The sequence below is a fragment of the Novosphingobium sp. CECT 9465 genome (assembly GCF_920987055.1).
In the GTDB taxonomy this organism is placed as follows: Bacteria; Pseudomonadota; Alphaproteobacteria; order Sphingomonadales; family Sphingomonadaceae; genus Novosphingobium.
The window spans coordinates 3,298,639-3,316,005 of record NZ_CAKLBX010000001.1 but is presented as its reverse complement, the minus strand read 5'-3'; the positions used below and the strand labels follow the sequence as shown (position 1 = coordinate 3,316,005).

At 61.6% G+C, this 17,367-nt stretch carries 12 protein-coding genes; 4 read left to right on the top strand and 8 right to left on the bottom strand.

The annotated features are described in order from the left end of the window. Positions 1 to 37 precede the first annotated feature (37 nt). Together LUA85_RS16085 and LUA85_RS16080 are read left to right on the top strand one after the other, a co-directional pair. On the top strand, positions 38 to 817 hold the full coding sequence (locus LUA85_RS16085; RefSeq protein WP_231471253.1) for a universal stress protein: 780 nt from the start codon (positions 38 to 40) through the stop codon (positions 815 to 817). A 39-nt stretch (positions 818 to 856) separates the two neighbouring features. Beyond that, positions 857 to 1,261, top strand: a complete 405-nt coding sequence (locus tag LUA85_RS16080; RefSeq protein WP_231471252.1) for a COG3650 family protein — start codon at positions 857 to 859, stop codon at positions 1,259 to 1,261. Positions 1,262 to 1,822: 561 nt separating this feature from the next. Here LUA85_RS16080 and LUA85_RS16075 read toward each other — a convergent pair. The 3 genes from LUA85_RS16075 to LUA85_RS16065 all read right to left on the bottom strand — a co-directional run bounded on the left by LUA85_RS16075 (position 1,823) and on the right by LUA85_RS16065 (position 6,931). Further along, a complete protein-coding gene (locus tag LUA85_RS16075; protein WP_231471251.1) occupies positions 1,823 to 5,029 on the bottom strand; it encodes a TonB-dependent receptor in 3,207 nt (1,068 codons plus the stop codon). A gap of 310 nt (positions 5,030 to 5,339) precedes the next feature. Further along, the gene (locus LUA85_RS16070) at positions 5,340 to 6,134 is read right to left on the bottom strand and encodes a metallophosphoesterase family protein (RefSeq protein WP_231471250.1); all 795 of its coding nucleotides are present in this window, start codon (positions 6,132 to 6,134) and stop codon (positions 5,340 to 5,342) included. Positions 6,135 to 6,226: 92 nt separating this feature from the next. Further along, positions 6,227 to 6,931 carry an SIMPL domain-containing protein gene (locus LUA85_RS16065; protein WP_231471908.1) on the bottom strand — a complete coding sequence of 235 codons (705 nt, stop codon included), beginning with the start codon at positions 6,929 to 6,931 and terminating at the stop codon, positions 6,227 to 6,229. Between the two features lie 136 nt (positions 6,932 to 7,067). On the opposite strand from LUA85_RS16065, the gene LUA85_RS16060 reads away from it, so the two are divergent. Further along, positions 7,068 to 7,505 (top strand): VOC family protein, encoded by a 438-nt coding sequence (locus tag LUA85_RS16060; RefSeq protein ID WP_231471249.1) that lies wholly within the window; start codon positions 7,068 to 7,070, stop codon positions 7,503 to 7,505. A gap of 454 nt (positions 7,506 to 7,959) precedes the next feature. After that, a complete protein-coding gene (locus tag LUA85_RS16055; protein WP_231471248.1) occupies positions 7,960 to 10,635 on the top strand; it encodes a TonB-dependent receptor in 2,676 nt (891 codons plus the stop codon). A 189-nt stretch (positions 10,636 to 10,824) separates the two neighbouring features. Here LUA85_RS16055 and LUA85_RS16050 read toward each other — a convergent pair whose 3' ends face one another. From LUA85_RS16050 to LUA85_RS16030, 5 genes are read right to left on the bottom strand one after another with little or no spacing between them, the layout of a single operon-like run. Next, positions 10,825 to 12,867, bottom strand: coding sequence for a sulfotransferase (locus LUA85_RS16050; protein WP_231471247.1), 2,043 nt, complete (start codon positions 12,865 to 12,867; stop codon positions 10,825 to 10,827). Further along, entirely contained in the window at positions 12,864 to 13,577 is a 714-nt protein-coding gene (locus LUA85_RS16045) for a S8 family serine peptidase (RefSeq protein WP_231471246.1), read from the bottom strand. Before LUA85_RS16045 ends, LUA85_RS16050 begins: the two co-directional genes overlap by 4 nt. After that, positions 13,570 to 15,264 carry an ABC transporter ATP-binding protein gene (locus LUA85_RS16040; protein ID WP_231471245.1) on the bottom strand — a complete coding sequence of 565 codons (1,695 nt, stop codon included), beginning with the start codon at positions 15,262 to 15,264 and terminating at the stop codon, positions 13,570 to 13,572. The genes LUA85_RS16045 and LUA85_RS16040 overlap by 8 nt, the downstream gene beginning before the upstream one ends. Further along, a complete protein-coding gene (locus tag LUA85_RS16035) occupies positions 15,261 to 16,274 on the bottom strand; it encodes a hypothetical protein (protein WP_231471244.1) in 1,014 nt (337 codons plus the stop codon). Before LUA85_RS16035 ends, LUA85_RS16040 begins: the two co-directional genes overlap by 4 nt. Beyond that, positions 16,271 to 17,359 carry a YncE family protein gene (locus tag LUA85_RS16030; RefSeq protein ID WP_231471243.1) on the bottom strand — a complete coding sequence of 363 codons (1,089 nt, stop codon included), beginning with the start codon at positions 17,357 to 17,359 and terminating at the stop codon, positions 16,271 to 16,273. Before LUA85_RS16030 ends, LUA85_RS16035 begins: the two co-directional genes overlap by 4 nt. Positions 17,360 to 17,367 lie beyond the last annotated feature (8 nt).

Below are 17,367 nucleotides of genomic sequence, written 5' to 3'. Positions count from 1 at the left end.
CGCAGACGGTAGGGCATCTCAAGACAGGAGGATCCCGATGCGCTCCATTCTTTGTCCGGTCGACAGGTCCGTTACGCTCGACGACCGTATCGAAACCGCCCTTGCCCTTGCCCGTGCCACCGGTGGCCACGTGACCTTCCAGATCGCCACGCCCTTTGCGCAGATGGCCGTGTGGGAACCGTTCGGCGGCGCGTCGATCTCTGCCGTCGCGATCACCGAGGCGCGCGAGCAGGACGAGGCGCTGCTGCGCGAGCTTGATGCGCGGCTTGCCCGGCAGGATGTCGCCTTCGATGTGACCATCAGTGATTCGGGGCGGGTGGAAGCTGCCGCCGCTGCCGCGCGCTTTGCCGATATTGCCATCGCCACGCTGGATGATCCGGTGCTGGAGGAAATGGTCCTTTCGCTGCGCAGCCCCGTGCTGGCCGTGCCCAGGGGTGCGCCGATGCTCGCTTTCGACGGGCCGGTGCTGGTGGCGTGGGACGGCGGGCACGAATCGGCAAATGCCTTGCGTGCTGCGCTGCCATTGCTTGGCCGCGCAAGCATGGTCCATCTGCTGACGGTACGGGAAAAGGACGGCAGCTTCCCGGCGGCTGATGCAGCCTGCTATCTCTCGCGCCACGGCATTCATGCCGAATTGCATGAAAAAGACCGCAACGGCTCCATCGCGTTCACCATCGAAGAGTGCGCGCGCGAGGTGGGGGCGGGGCTGATCGTGATGGGTCTGTTCGGCCACAGCCGTCTGCGCGAACTGCTCATAGGCGGGGTGTCGCGCGAAATGCTCGATCGGTCGAAAATCCCGCTGCTCGTTGCACATTAGCCTTTGCGATTGGACGGTTCGGGCGCGATGGTGATGCCCATGTCATACCTGCCACCGCGCTCCGCCCGTTCCTCCATGGCCCAGTTCTGCATCGTCCTGACCGCAATGGTGCTGGGCGGCTGTTCAAGCGCACCCCCGCCCGCGCCGCCGTCCCCGGCCGTTCCTGCCACATTCACCGCGCTCGGCACGGAACCCTTCTGGTCCGCGCGTATCGATAGCGGGACTCTGGCCTATGCTACGCCCGACGCGCCGGAGCCGCAGCCTGTCCCTGTCAAGCGCCGGGAAGGGGAGGGCAAGGCCACCTTCACCGCCACGGCGGAGGGCAAGGTCCTGGTGCTCGAAATCGCGCCAGGCACATGTTCGGATGGCATGTCCGACGCAGTCTATCCGATGACAGCCATTCGCCGATTGGGTGAAGATGTGCAGCGCGGTTGCGCTCGCTGACGCCAATCGCCGCTTCGCAAACGCAACATGGCGATTCGCAACTGATGGATCGAGCGCCCGATAAAAAGAACGACTCCGTATCGTTGCGTATGAAACAACTATAAAATTGAGCAAAAATAGATGGTTACCCCATAGATTGCAAAAAATGCAACATCAATTGCTGATTTCGCATTTGCACAATATCCTTACGCGATGCATACAGAACCTGCCTTTCAGGCATCCTCTCCCAAAACTTTCCGGCCTGGCAGGCAACTGCCGGGCCATTTTTTTGCGCTCATGCCGTTTGCAAACACAAGCGCTTGCTTCGTCGTTGCGAGCCTCGCGCAGCGAGGTGAAGCAATCCAGGGCGACGTGTAACGCCTCTGGATTGCTTCGTCGGCTTCGCCCCCTCGCAATGACGAAATGATGTTTGCAAAAGACATAATTACCATTTTTTTGTCCGCGATCCGGCCTTGGTTCGATCCGCCCTGCGTGGATGAGAACGCCAAACTTCGTTGACACAAAAAAGGCGCAGGAGAGTTTCCCCTCCCGCGCCCATCTTGTCGTAACGGTGCAGTGTGATCAGAACTTGACCTTGGCCCCGATGCGCACACCGTACAGCGACTGGCGTGTCTGGAGTACCTGGTTTGGTGCCTGAACGGTGCTGTACTGGTATTTGGTGCAATTGCTGCCCGATGTCGTCGCACAGGTCACGCGGACCAGCGCTGCGTTATACGGGAACTGCACCTGAGTCAGCGCACCCCAATCCTTGTCGATCAGGTTCAGCACGTTCTCGATATCAGCGAAAATCTCGATCTTGCCCGCCGAGATCATCGGGACCGGGATTTCCTGCCCGAAATGCATGTCCACCTTGAAGAAACTCGGCGAGGTCTGCGAGTTCTTTGGAACGATCTTGCCGCGATACTTGCCAAGCCCAAGGGCGTCGACCTGTTCGTTGAATGCGGTTTCGCTCGCAACGCTGTCAAACTGGACAAGCGGGTCGTTTGCGCCGGTGGGCACGTACAGCAGCATGTTGCCAAGGTTGCCCACGGTGCCGAAGACGGCGCCGCGCCCGCCGGAATTGTCGAGCATGGTCACGCTGTAGGGACGACCAGAGCGCAGTTCACCGAACAGCGCCAAAGTGGTCTTGGCATCGCCGAAGAAGGCGCGCTTGAAGTCCACGCCGAACTTCCACTGGTTGCGGTATTCGTAGATCGAACGGCCATAGGCCGGAAGGTTCGGATCGACGAAGGCGTTGTTGCCGTAGTTTGATGACGACGTGGACGAGGTAAGCGCGGAACGGTCCTTCACGTCCGAACGGGTATAGCTTCCCGAAATGCCCAGGCCGAAGTCCCAGTTCTTTTCGAACCGCACCGTGGCAAAGATGCCGCGACCGTCCTTGGTATTGGTCAGTTGCAAGTCGCGGTTGGTCGTCGCCGTGCCGTTGATCGGGCCATAACGTGTGCGCCCATCGGGCAGGGTGCCGATGGGCACCGAACGCAGATCCGTCCACATGTATGCATTGATCGTCTTGTCGTAGAGCAACTGCGTACCAAACAACCAGTTGTCGCCAAGGAAGCCCAGATCCGCTTCGTAGTCGGCCTGGAACGATGCCTTGAACTTGCTTGCAAGCTTCAGGTTCGGGTCGATGTTGTCCGTCGGTCCCGCAGCAAGGCTGGCGGTGTTGCGGGTCAGGAAGTCCACCACGCTGTCCGAGACCGTGCCGCCGGTAAGGCCGGTGATCCCGTCGCAAGTGCCCGAAGCGGCGCAGTTCGAACGGTTGATATCGACTGCGTTGGTGAGCAGGCCAGTGTTCGAATAGACGTTGGCAAGGAACACGTCCGGCGAACCGCCAGCGAAGATGCCAGCGCCAGTACGAATGACAAGGCGGTCGGTCGCTTCCCACGTCGCTGCAAAGCGCGGCTGGAATACGCCACGGCCCTTGAACGTCGAACGGTTCGAATAGCCATAGCGTGCAAGGAAGTTCGGATTGAGCGGCGGGATCGTGCTGTTGTCGAACAGGTCGTACCGGCCACCAAGGGTCAGACTCAGCGTATCGGTTGCCTGCCAGTCCACTTGTGTGCCGAACGTCCAGTTCTCGGTGCTGAAGCTGGCGGCTGCATCATCGGGATTGTTGGAAGGAACGGCGTTGCCATAACGAAGGCGGCTGGCGCGTCCCGCTTCGAAATCTGCCAGCGAATCGAAGTAGAAGTCACCCAGCGAACGCTGGAGGAACAGGTTGAACACGTCGACCTTGGTGTAGCCGCCGTTGATCCGCAGCGAGAAATCGCCAGCGTCGTAACGTGCCGAAAGGTCGATCGAGAGATTCTCGGTATTCAGCGCGTTTGAGTGGCGCGAAACGTCCGGGCCGAAGAACAGACGCGTGCCGCCGCACGACGTGGCGCTGCCAGCCGAAGTCGGATCGGTACACACTTCCATCTGTGCGAAATCGTTCCCGCCGAACGGGGTCTGTGCGCGGTTGTAATCGCGATAGGACGTGCGCAGCGTTGTTGAGAAGCTGTCGGACCAGGCCGAGTTCAGTTCGAACGTGCCCGAATTGATTTCCTCGTTCAGTTCATAGCCGTTCGACTGGAAGCCGAGGGCAAACGGCGCGGTGAGGAAGGTGTTCTGCTGAAACTGGTTGGTGCCGACGTTGCGGATGTAGGTCAACGATGCGCGATGCTGGTCCGAGATGTTCCAGTCCAGCTTGCCGACGATCTTCTCGTCTTCTTCTTGTGTGGTCGAAATCAGGCCCAAGGTGTCATAGCCATAGCGGCTCTGCGCAACGTCGGAGACCTGATCGATTACTGATTGCGTCAGGCCGGGGATCTGGTTGGCAAAACCATCGCCGAAACCGGCTTCAAGCGGCTGGCCTTCCTTGGTGCGTTCGTAAGCGACCATGAAGAACAGCTTGTCCTTGAAGATCGGGCCGGACAACCAGCCGCCGAACTGCTTCGAGCTGAAATCGAGCGCGACCGTCTTGTCCTTGGACTTGCTGCCGGTCAGCCCATCGCCGGTATAGCTGTAGAAGCCGCCGCCGTGGAACTTGTTGCCGCCGGATTTGAGCACGACGTTGATCGCGCCGCCCTGCATGTCGCCTTCGGCGATGTCGAACGGTGCTGTCTTGACGGTGAACTGTTCGATTGCGTCGAACGGCACCGGGCCACGGTTGGTGGGCAGACCGCCGTTGTTCAGGCCGAAGTCGTCCGACATCTGCATGCCGTCGACCGAGAAGCGGTTCAGACGACCGTTATTGCCGGCGATTTCAATGGTGCGGCCATTGGTCAGGTCGATCGTGACCAGCGGATCGCGACGGGCAAGATCGCGAATGTCGCGATTGATCGAAGCGGTCGAGGCGATCTTTTCGGCGTTAAGGACCGTGGTAGGGCCATCCGATGTGGCAAGGACATTGCCCAGCGAAGCGGCAGTTACGACGATCTGCTGCGATGCCTGCAGTTCGATCGGCAGGCGCACGGGCTGACCGGCGGTCAGGAACAGGTCGTTGACAGTACCGGCTTCAAAGCCGTCTGCTTCCACCATCACCGTGAAAGGACCGCCTACGCGCAGACCATTGGCCGAAAAGTTTCCGCTTGCGTCGGTCGTCGTCGTAGCCGTCGTGCCCGATGGCGTGTGAACGATTGTGACGGTCGCCCCGGAAACTGGCGTCCCGCTGGTCGACACCGTGCCGCGAACGGCCGATGCGGTTTCCTGTGCGTATGCCGGCGTTCCAATGGCCGTGGCGAGCGTCAGGCTGGCTGCGCTGGCCGCCAGAAGGAATCTGATTTGCATTTTATGACCCCATGTGTGCGCCGTGTCGGCGCGGTTGTGCCGGGCGGGGTACGGGAATCGCCCCGGTCGCCGCCTCGTCGCGAACAGCCTTAGCCGCCCGTGTGAGGCCTCAAAACCGGTTGCAGATGACACTGCAATGACGATGTTTCGACAAGGTGACAGGGTGTGATGCGGCTGCGTAACGAACTTGCCACGATGGTTGCAGTCGAAAGCATAAAAGTGCGTGGAGCGGCAGAAAACCGCAAGGTATGGAAACTAGTGGCATTCCCGCAACAGCGAACAAAAATTGCTGCAACGCAAGGTGCGCTGGTCAGGCTGCAACCTGTTCCGCCGGGTCGATCAGCGCGGACAGGAACCAGCGCTCGGCCCCTTCAAGCCCGATCGCCGTCAGTCGGCCCGAAGCGAAGGCGCCGGTATCGATGCCGATGCGGTTGGGGCGCACTTCGGGTTCTGCGGTGATCGTATGGCCGTGCACCACCACGTGGCTGTGCGGCTCGGCGTGGTCCAGAAATTCGCGGCGAATCCAGCGCAGATCGGGCAACATCTGCTCGTCCAGCGGCACACCGGGGCGAATGCCGGCATGGACGAACAGGTAATCGCCGAACACGACCTGGTTCTCCATCGCGCGCATGAACACGACATGCGATTCAGGCACGAGTTGCACCAGGCGTTCGCGAAGCAGGTCCAGCTTGGCCTGCGCATATTCTTCGGGCAGCAGACCGTAGCTGAACATCGTTTCCTTGCCGCCATGGCGCAGGAAGTGGCGCAGGGTTTCATCGTGTTCGATGCTGCCCAGCAGCATTTCTTCATGATTGCCCGCCAGCACACGCACCTTGCCGCCCTGCACCAGGGCTATTGCCCGGTCCACCACACTCCGGCTGTCCGGTCCCCGGTCGATCAGATCGCCCAGCAGGACGATGTGGGTATCGGCCTTTCCCCGCGCCGCATCGTCAGCCGCGATCTGGTCGAGCAACTGCTCGAACAGGTCCAGCCGTCCGTGAATGTCACCGATGGCATAGACCCGCTGCCCCGCCGGTACACAGGCACGCGGGCCTTCCGGCTCATCTCTTACGGGTGAAAACAATGTGCGTAGTTTGGCGAACATGGACCCTCGTATAATCACCGATATGGCCCCGCCTTGTGCGCGATGCAACACCTTGACCCTGCGCAATTGCCCCCAGTCGCGCGTTAACGTCATCAACGCAGATAGAAGTCGATCGTCGTCACCACACGCACCTTCTTGTAGGGCGTATCCGACACACCCCAGCCACCGCCGCCATCGCCATCGCGCGCGGTGATCTCGAAGTAGCCCTGGGTGGCGTTGCGGATGCCGTCCACCGATACGCCGCTGTCGCGGGCGAACTGTTCGGCGGCGGCGCGGGCGTCCTTGGTCGCGGCGGCCACCATCGCGGGCTTGATCGTGTTGAGCCGGGTAAAGGTATAGGCCATGCCCGATCCTTCCTCCAGCATCACCCCGCGCCGCACCAGATCGAACTGGCGCTTCACGGCCCGTTGCGCACGGGCCACGTCTGTCGTGCGCAAGGTCATGCGCTGGCGAACGGTAAAGCTGACCACGCCGTTGTTGTTGAACGTCTGCACGTTCACACCGGTCGGTTGCAGGGCATCGGCAGGAAAACCCAATTCGCCGAAGAATGCACGGATCGACTGGCTGTCGCGGTCGACGCTCGCCTGCGCGCTCGCCATGTCGGGCGCGGTTGCGGAATAGGCCAGCGTCCAGGTGGCAAGGTCGGCGGTCACATCACGCTCGGCCAGGCCGCGCACGGTCACCGCGCGGTCGGAAACCTTGGCGCGACGCAGGCCATCGCCGATGAACCATCCGCCCAGCACCAGCCCTGCTGCAAGAATGCCGACCGGCAACAGCCCGATTGCGCTGCGTGGCATCAGCCGCGCGTGCGATGCTTGGGTCTGGCCACCAATCTCGCTATCTTGATCGTCCATCGTCTTCTCCCTGGAGGCTTGTTTGCGACAGGATGTGCGATTCTGTCGATGAACCGATTTTGAACGGAAAGCTCGTCCCGTGACCAAATTTCTCCACACCATGATCCGTGTTACCGATCCCGATGCAACCATCGCCTTCTTCAAGCTGATCGGCGTCAACGAAGTGCGGCGCTTTTCCAGCGAACAGGGCCGCTTCACCCTGATATTCCTTGCCGCGCCCGGCGATGAAGGCGTGGCCGAGGTCGAACTGACCTATAACTGGCCAGCAGAAGATGGTTCCCCGGCCGAGGGCTATTCCGGCGGCCGCAACTTCGGCCATCTCGCCTATCGCGTCGATGACATCTACGCGACCTGCCAGCGCATCCTCGATGCCGGACACGTCGTCCACCGCCCGCCTCGCGATGGCCACATGGCCTTCATCAAGACGCCGGACGGGATCTCGATCGAATTGCTTCAGGATGGGCATCTGCCCCCGGCAGAGCCATGGGCCAGCATGGCGAACACCGGCACCTGGTAGGTTCGCCAGGGCGGCGTACCTGTGGCGTCGCCCCGCTGCCATCCCCGGTCAACACCCTCATTGTCGCCCGGTAATCCCGCCCGGCACCCTGCCGGAATTGCGTATGGAGCCTTCCAAAAAGGAAGTTGACTCCATGTTGCTGTGCAGCATTATCAATCCCGGACAGGCGTCAGGGAACTTGCATAAACAGCCGCCTGTGAATGGGGTAAAACGAAGAAACCGATCTTGCTGCGTCAAGTGCGGCGGGGCTGAAGGTATCCATGCCTTCCGCTCGTGGCCGAAGCTTGTGCGCTGAATTTCGACCGTTGGCGTAGCGGTTTGTTCATGCTGCAACGCAGCAGAACGCGCTGGCGCCGGATACCTTGGGATGGATGGCTGAAGGCGCGGGAAGACCTGCGTTTCTGCATAGGGGGTTGAAAGAATGAATAAAAAGACTGGGCTTAAGTCGCGAGCCATGAGGGCGCTGGGTGTCAGCACGATCCTGTCCACGCTGGTCCTGCCGGCAGCGGCCTATGCCGCCGAACCGCAGGAAGCTCTCGCACCGGCACCCGACCAGCCTGAAGACCAGAGCGGCGGTCTTGGCGAAATCATCGTTACCGCCACGCGCGATGCAACCTCGATCCAGAAGGTTCCCATCTCGATGCAGGCGCTTGGCGCCGATGTGCTTGCACAGCGCCAGGTCAAGGGTCTGACCGACTTTGCCGCGCTGCTGCCATCGGTAACTTTTGCGGGCATCGGCCCAGGCCGAAACACCCCATATTTCCGTGGCATCGTTCCCGCTGGCGGTGGACGTGAGTCTGTCGGTTACTACATCGACGATATTCCGATCACTGGGACCGGCTTGCCCGACATCCAAGCCTATGACCTTGAGCGTATCGAGGCGCTGTCCGGGCCACAGGGCACACTCTATGGCGCAGGCTCGCTGGCGGGCACGATCCGCTTCATCACGCAGAAGCCCAAGCTCGACATCTTCGAATTCGGCTATGATGCCGAGGTTAACAAGTACGGCAAGGGCGATTTCGGTGGTCAGTACCAGAGCTTCATCAATGTACCTGTCAGCAATACGCTTGCGGTCCGCGCAATGGGCTTTTACCGCAAGGATGGCGGCTATATTGACAACACGCCAAACAATGGCCTGCTCAATACTGGCGCACCAGCAGTACTGACGCTTGGCGACAATAACCCCGATACCAGCTTCGCTCTCGACAATGCCGATATCGCGCAGGATGATTACAATACTATTGAAGGCTACGGCGGTCGGCTGCAGGTACTGTGGCAACCGGCGGATGGCTGGGCCATCATGCCGCAGATCACGGCGCAGCAGCAGATCGCCAACGGTTACTTCGGCTTCGACCCGCGCGTTGGCGATCTTGAAGTGCACGATTACGATGTAACGCAGCAGAATGACAAGTTCTATCAGGCCGCGCTTACTATCAACGGCCACATTGGCGATTTTAATATCGTTTCAGCCACCGGTTACTACCAGCGCCAGATCAAGCTGTTGAACGATTATACTTACTACACCGTCACCTATGACGGTTTCGGTGCTGGCTATGAAAGCTACCTTCAGTTCTTTGACAAGAACGGTTGCACCGGATCGGGCGCCACGCTCAAGTGCTCCAGCCTGATCAACCCGACACAGTACTATCGCGGCCTGCGTAACGAGAAAAAATTTACGCAGGAATTGCGCATCTCCACCCCGAAGCACTGGCCCTTCGATGTGACCCTTGGTGGCTTCTATCATTACCAGAAGAATGAGGTGAACAACGATTACGCCATCCATGGCCTTGACCAGATCGTTGGTTATACCGAATCCGGTGGTGGCGACACCAACTTCCCTGCGGGCTTCGGCGTTCCCGTGGAGAACGGCGGCACGATGATCCTCGGCTCGCCCGCAGTGAAGCGCGATGCCTTCTACATGACCGAGCAGAACAACTTCTGGAAAGACTACGCTGTCTTTGCCGAAGGGCATTACAACATTACCCCCGAACTGAAGCTGACCGGCGGCATCCGCTATTTCTGGACCAACTTCAAGGTGCTCGGCTTTGCAGGGGTCGCGGCTTCTGCACAGAACACAATTACCTCACTCTTTGTGCCAACCGGGACGTATGGCTGCCCTATCCCGCTACCGGATGAACGCCTGCAGTGCATCAACACCAACTTTGCAGCAGCCGATGGGGTGGGCCGTTACAAGGAAGAGGGCGAAACGCACAAGGTTGCGCTCAACTGGCAGTTCGAACCGTCGAAGATGGTCTATTTCAACTATTCCACCGGCTTCCGCCCCGGCGGGTTCAACCGGCCTTTGCGCATTCGCGGTGTTGGCGTTGCCACCGTTCCATCGTTCGAGTCGGAAGAACTGACCAACTTCGAACTGGGTCTGAAGGCAACCTGGAACAACATTTTCCGCTTCAATGCCGCCGTCTATTACGAAAGTTGGGACAATATCCAGTACAGCGTCGTCGTTTCAGGCGCGCAAGGTGCGGGCATGACCGGCAACGCGGGCAAGGCGCGCGTCTATGGCGTGGAATACGATGCAGATCTGAAGCTGGGCAAGTTCACGATCTCGACCAGCGGCGCCTATAACGACGCAAAGCTCAAGGGCAATTTCTGCAACTTCGCACTTGATCGCGCCACATTGTCAATTACGCAATTGCCCACGTGCGTTCTGGGCGAGGATGTTCCGGGTTCATCTCCGCCGACTTCGCAGGTTGCCGCAGCAGATGGCACACGCCTGTCGCGCCAGCCGAAGTTCAAGGGTACGACCTCGATCCGCTACGATACTGAATGGGGGGATGTCGATGCCTACATTCAAGGAGCCGCGCTCTATCAGACCGGCGCGACCCAGGATTTGAACGTTTCCGATAGCAACCTTTATATCTGCCCAGAAATAGCAGAACAGGAAACGGATGCGGGGCGCTCTTGCCAGACTAGCGGCTTCGTCAGTTTCGATTTCTCGGCGGGGATCAAGAAGGATAACTGGACACTCGACATCTTCCTGCAGAATGCCTTCGACAAGCGAGGTCCGCTGACAACGAACACGTTCTGTTCGATCGACTTTTGCTCAGATTCAACACGCACATTCGCTATCAAGCCGCAGTTCTTCGGCATCCGCTGGGGCCAGAAGTACTGATCCACGAACTTACACCCTGCGTAAGGAAACCTGGCCCCCACGGGAAACCGTGGGGGCTTTTTTGTGGGCGTCATTGAAAGGCGAGCGTTGCGACCCACCCCGCTGCGCCTAACGCTTCTTGCAGAAGCGCAAGTCTCGCTCCCCTCCCGCACACGGGAGGGGTTGGGGGTGGGCTTGCAATGACAGCAGTCAGGCGGCAGGCGCTTCGGGATAAGCCGTCAGAACCGGCCCAAGCGCTTCGACCAGTGGCGTCAGCCACGGCTCGTAATTCCGCCACGGCTCCAGCCCGTCGCGGAAGATCGGCTTGCGCACCTGTTCCGAGCTGGCGGTGCGCACCGCGCGGTCATTGTTGTAGAATTCAAGGCAGCCCGGTTCGAACGGCAGGCCGAGGTAATCGAGCACCCGGCGCACCTCCTCCTCGGTATTGCGCACCATGTCCTCATAGATCACGCGGTGCACTGCGCCCGGCACTTGCGCGTCGAAATCGGCCATCAGCCCCACGTAATCGCGGTAATAGCGCCCGATCTCGCCCAAATCATACGTGAACGTCTGCCCTCGCGCGAAATGCTGCTTCCAGCCAGAGATGCAGCACGACAGCGGATGGCGCCGCGCATCGACGATCCTGGCATTGGGCAGGATCAGCCGGATCAGGCCGACATGCTGCCAGTTGTTGGGCATCTTATCGATGAACAGGGGGCGGTCGGTCTGACGATGCACGCGCGTCCGCTCGATATATTCCTCGCCCAGACGCGTGCGGTCTGCGGGAGACAGCGATGCGATCATCGTGGCGAAATCGGCAAATTCACCCTCGTCCACCCGCGATTGCAGGCGGCCCGCGATCATCATCATCTCAGGCAGTTCCATCGTGCCTTCGATCTGGCTGTGGCTGGCCAGAATCTGTTCGACCAGCGTCGATCCCGAACGCGGCAGGCCGACGACAAAGATCGGATCGGGGGCAGGGCAGCCGCCCGTTCCCATCCGGGCGATGAACGCTGCAGTGAACGTCTCGGCAGTGGCGCGCACTTCGGCGGTGAAGCTGTCGGCATCGTGGCGCACCATCGTGCGCCGCAATGCGTTGCCCGCATCGTAGTGCCGGAACGATGCGTGATAGTCCTGTGCATCCTCGAACGCCTTGCCCAGCGAGAAGTGCAGGTGGAAGACGTCCTCCTTCGCGCTTTCGTCGGCTGCATCGAGTGAGGCGAGTGCAGTTTCCATCGTGGCGATGTCGTCCGCGCCCAGCTTCACCGTCTTGAGATTGGCCAGGCTCCACCACGCTTCGCCCATGGTCGGCTGGCGGGTTACCGCCTGGCGATAGGCGTCGATGGCCTCGCCCTGCGCGCCCAGTGTCTTCAGCACATGGCCCAGGTTCTGCCACACTTGCGGCTGATCGGGCTGTTCGGCCAGCAATTGCTCATAAATGCCGCGCGCCCGCTCCTGCTGGCCCAGTTTCACCAGAACCGAGGCCAGGATCAGCCGGTGTCCCGCCACCGGAACGGGCGATTCGATCAGGACTTCGGCATGGACCAGCGCTTCGGGCAGACGGTTGTTCTGCATCAGCAACCGGATCAGGAAATCGCGGGCCAGATCAAAGCCCGGCGCGGCGTTCACGGCGCGCTCCACCATGTCCAGCGCCCCGGTCATGTCTCCACGCCGCCACGCGATTTCGCCAAGCAACCGGCATGACGGCGGATCTTCGGGCATGCGTTGCAGCCGCGCTTTCAGGAGCGCTTCGGCTGCATCAAGATCGCCATCGTTCACCGCTGCTGCGGCCTTCAGCAATTCGGCGTCGTGCGAGGAGGCAAAGATCGCCGAAAGGTCCGCGCGCCACGCGTCCTGTGCATGTCCAAGCTTGCGCAGGCACCGGGCCAGCAGAAACCAGCCCGCCGGTATGCTCGGCTGCACTTGCGTGAGCGCCTGCAACGCCGCCACCGCGCGCCGCGTATCGCCGGTTTCGGCGGCAAGATCGCCCAGTTCCCACAGCACGGCGGGAACGCGCGGATTGGCGCGGGCCAGAGCGTCCAGTCGTTGCAAGGCCTGCTTGCCCTTGCCGATGCGTCGCGATGCGCGCGCGGCAAGGAACTCAGCGGGGGGAAAGCCGGGGGCCTGTCGCAGGATCGCTTCCGCCTTGGTCAAGGCCAGATGCGGCTGCCCGTCCAGCAGCGCCTCAGCCTCGGCCAATGCGGTGGCGGGCGGAGCGGGCATGCGCAGCGGCGGACGGGTGGTCTGGATCATGCGTCCTGTCTAGGCTGCGCCCTTGGCGCTGCGTGTACGCCAATCTGCGCAATCCGCGCTGTCACTTCGGCATGGCCGATCGGGCGTTGCGGGCTGTTCGCGGCCACCCATCCGGTCACTTGCGCCACGGCAAAGCTGATGCCGTAAATATTGCGCTGCTGCGGCACACCGGGGATCGGGCGCGGATATCCCGAAGCGAACACAACGCCATCTGAGTCAAGGTACGGTTCCCCCCGCCGTACGTCCCAGTCCAGCCCGACGCCGAGAACCTGCGGCAGGCAGCCCGGCCAGCACACCACGCCATCGGCCTCGCGCGCGGCAACGATCAATGCGCCCGCCGCTGCCGCATCATCCGCAAGGCTTGCAAACACATCCCCATGCGCCGGATTGGTCGTGCCAAGGCTCAGGTTTATCAGTTCCACGCGGGCCTCGATCGCGCAGCGGAGTGCGCCGGCCAACGCCCGTGCACTGGCGCGCAGGCCATCGCGGAAAACGCGGATCGGCACGATCATCGCATCGGGGGCCAGTTCCTGTATCGCCGCGGTTACTGCCGTACCGTGACCGAGCCGATCCAGCGTCTCTTCACCGCCGGTCAGCACCGTGCCGTCGGCCAGCAAGGAGAGGCCAGGCAACAGCCGACCCGCCATAATATGAGGATGGGTCGGGTGTACCCCGCTGTCGATCACCGCGATGCGCAGGGGTTCAGCCATGCGCGGTCACTTCCGGGCCGACGCTGGCATGGCCATGCGCAAGCCGCACGACGTGATCGGCCATTTCCGCCAGCGCAGGCTTGTGCGTGATCACGATCAGCGTGGCATGGGGCAGGGCGCGGCGCAGGCCGCGCGCGACGACCATTTCGGTTGCTTCGTCCAGTGCAGCGGTCGGCTCGTCAAGGATCAGCACATCGGGCTGGCGCAGCAGCGCGCGGGCGATGGCAATGCGGTGGCGTTCGCCCGCAGACAGGGCAAGGCCGCGTTCGCCGGTGCGGGTATCCAGCCCTTCGGGCAACCGCTGGATCAGCGGGTCAAGTCCTGCGGCGCTGGCGGCTGCCGCGATCTCGCCGCGTGAAGCCTGACCACAAGCGAAGGCGATGTTCTGCGCAATGGTCGCGTTGAACAGGAACGGGGCCTGATCGACCAGCAGCACACGGGTTCGCAGATCGGCCAGCGCAACCTTGCGCAAGTCGATGCCATCAATGGTCACGCGTCCGGCAACCGGATCGTGGAAACGCACCATCAGGTCTGCCAGCGTCGATTTGCCCGCGCCCGATGGGCCGAGGATTGCGGTCATCGATCCTGCCGGGATCGTCAGGTCCACATCGCGCAGCACCGCCTCGCGACCGTGGTCCATCGACACGCCTTCCAGCCGGATTTCGCGCGTCACGGCTGCCAAGGGGAGAGGCGAAGGAGCCTCGCGCACTTCGGGCGCGGTATCGAACAGTTCGAAAATCCGGGCCAGCGCGACCCGCGCGGTGGCAAGGCTGGCGGTCAGGCCCATCAGCGCCTGCACCGGTCCCAGCAGCCGCCCATGATACGTGATGAAAGCCACCAGCGCGCCGATGGTCATCGTGCCGTCGATGATCTGCTTGCCGCCATAGATCATCACCGCCGCGCTCGATGCCGTGACGATCGTGCCAGGCAGTGCGCCGGTCATGAACGAGACGGTCTGCATCCGCAGCATCGTGGCGATGAAGCCGGAATTGGCCTTGCGGAACCGCTCGGCCTCATGCGCTTCGGCGCCCAGTGTGTTCACCGTGCGCATGCCCATGATCGTATCGACCAGCAGGCTGCCGATGTCGGCGCCGCTTTCACGCATCTGGCGCGAAAGATCGGTCATGCGGCGCTGGAAATGGAGGAAGCTGGCCACCGCCAGCGGCACCAGCACGGTGCCGACAAGGAACAGCTTCCAGTCGAGCCACAGCATCATCGCTACGCTGCCGACGAAAAACAGGACATTGCTGACCACCGAGAGCAGCGTATCGCCGACGACGCGCTGCACGTCCGACACGTCGCTGTTAAGGCGCGACATCAGATCGCCCAGCCGGAACGATCCGAAAAAGCGCGGGGACAGCGTCTGCAAATGGCGCAGCAGCGATACGCGCATGTCGAACAGCATCGCCGCGGAAATCGCGACATAGCGATACGATACCAGCGCATTGACCGCAAAGCCGCCAACCGTTGCGCCAACCATCAGTGCGGCGATCTTCAGCAGCATATCCCAGTCGCGCTTGAGCAGCGCCTCATCGATCATCAGCTTGGAGATGAGAGGTTGGGCAAGGGTAAGGCCGGTGGCGATCAGACTGGCAAGCAGCACCGCAACAAGGCGCGGGGCGTAGGGCTTGAGCCACGGCCATAGCCGCAGGTATGTGCTCCACGGTGCGATTTTCGGCGCGGTCATGCCGCCTGTTCCCGCCGCACAAGATCGAAACCGTGCAGGGCAAAGCGCGGTTCGGGCATTGTTGCCAGATGGGCGGTGCACCAGTCATACCCTGCACGGGCAGCGGCGTATTGCTCGCGCCACCAGCGGGCCGGGCCTGCCCCGCCATAGAACGGCAGCGACAATTGCAGGTGACGGCGCATCGCGGCCAGCAGCATCGAATGATAGTGGGTGATCAGCGCGGCAGGGTCTTCGCCCCGCGCCAGAGCGGTAACGACGGCACTGGCCAGGATCGCCTCACGCACGGCCTGCGCAGTGCCGTCGCCGCAGATTGGATCGAAGGCGATGGCGCCAGTGCCCAGCGCCAGCCAGCCTTCGCCCGCGAGCTGTTCCAGCATCCGGGGCGATGTGTCGAAAGTGGCGCTGGCCGTTTTCATCGTTTCGATCAGTGGCGCGATCATCGGCGCTTGTGCTGCAAGAGCCTCCGGTGCGCCACCCACTGCCAGCAGCCACGCGCCGCCGCTGCCATCGGGGATCAGGAACAGCCAGCCATCGGCAACGGATTCGATCCAGCAGGTCGCCGGATCGGCGCTGGCGGACAATTGCACCCGCGCCGTGGCAGAAAGGCGTTCGCCGAAGCGCTGCATGCCGGCAACCGGAAATGGCGCCATGCCGTGCACGGCCATCAGCTTCTCAGGATTGACGGCGGCAGGTAGGTTGCCTGCAAGCGATGCGGTCAGTTCATGAGCGAGATCGTCTTCTGAAACCACCACCGCGCCGTGCGGCATTGCTACCGCCTCGCCCGCTCCCCAGCGCACAACACGGCGTTCGATACGGGGCTTGTCCGCAAACAGACCGGGTTTGCCGAACACATCCCGCAGCAGCACCAGCGCCGGTTCGCTCAGCATGATGACCGGCACCGGACGCCGTGTGCCGGGTTCCACCTCCACGGCAATCCCGGCGTGGCGCAGGAGATGCGTGGCGGTCGCAATCGCCACACCCTTTCCGCGCAAGAGGACGCCGTTCGTCACTGCGTGATGATCATCCCCGCGCCGGTCGTGTCATTGCCCAGATCGATGGTCTTGATGTGCTGCAAGGTCTGCGCATCGTATATCTCGATGTCATAGCTTGCACCGTAGATGTAGAGCATCTTGCCATCGCCCGACATGCCGAACTGGAAGCGGGTGCGGCACGGAAATTCGGCCTTGTTCTTCACCAGATTGGTGGTGAGATCGAGGTGCCAGAATTCGCAGCGCTTGTTGCCCACCTTCTCCTGGGTGACGACGGTCCAGCCTTCTTTCATATCGGCCGAAACCTGCAGGCCCGCCATGCCGCCACCTACCGGAGCAGGTCCGATGGGGCGGAAATCGAAGGCTTTGGCCGCAAGATTGAAGCGACCCACGCCGTAAATCTTGTTGCGGATGTACGGGTCCTGCGCGTTGAACAGCGAGACGTATTCATTGGGATTGCGCAGCGTTTCCACGCCGCCGCCAAAGCTTACGCCTTCGATGCCGGTCGCTTCGGGCTTGGAGAATTCGAGGCGATCCTTGATCTTGAGCGCGGCAGTATCGACCACCAGCACCTTGTCGCGGATCACGAACATGGTCTTGCCATCGGCGGACATCATGTAGTTGGCGCGGCCGCCGCCGTTGCGGACGTCTTCGTCTGGCATGTCGGCAGTGCGCACGACGGCCTTTTTCTGCAGATCGATCACCGCGAACATCATCGGGCTGACAGTGTAGCGATCAGGCAGCTTTTCGAAGCGCTGCATCATCGTGTAGAAATAGCGACCGGCAGGATCAGGAACACCGCCATTGAAGCGGTAGCGCATGGTCGGCGTGTTCAGGCTGAACGAATTGACCACCTTCTTCGTTTTCGTGTCGATCACCTCGATCCCGCTGGTGGTGATCGTGGTGACGTATATCTTCGACTTGTCGTTCGACAGGCGCATCGATGTGGGCAGGCCCGATGCCAGCGTGATGCGGTCCTTCACCGCGCCGGTCGCCTCATCCATCACCAGCATCTTGTCGGGGTAGGACCCCATGAACAGGGTCGAAGCATGCACAGGCGTCGATCCGGCAAGCATAACAGCAACGAAAAGGCCGAGTTTCTTCATGGAAACGT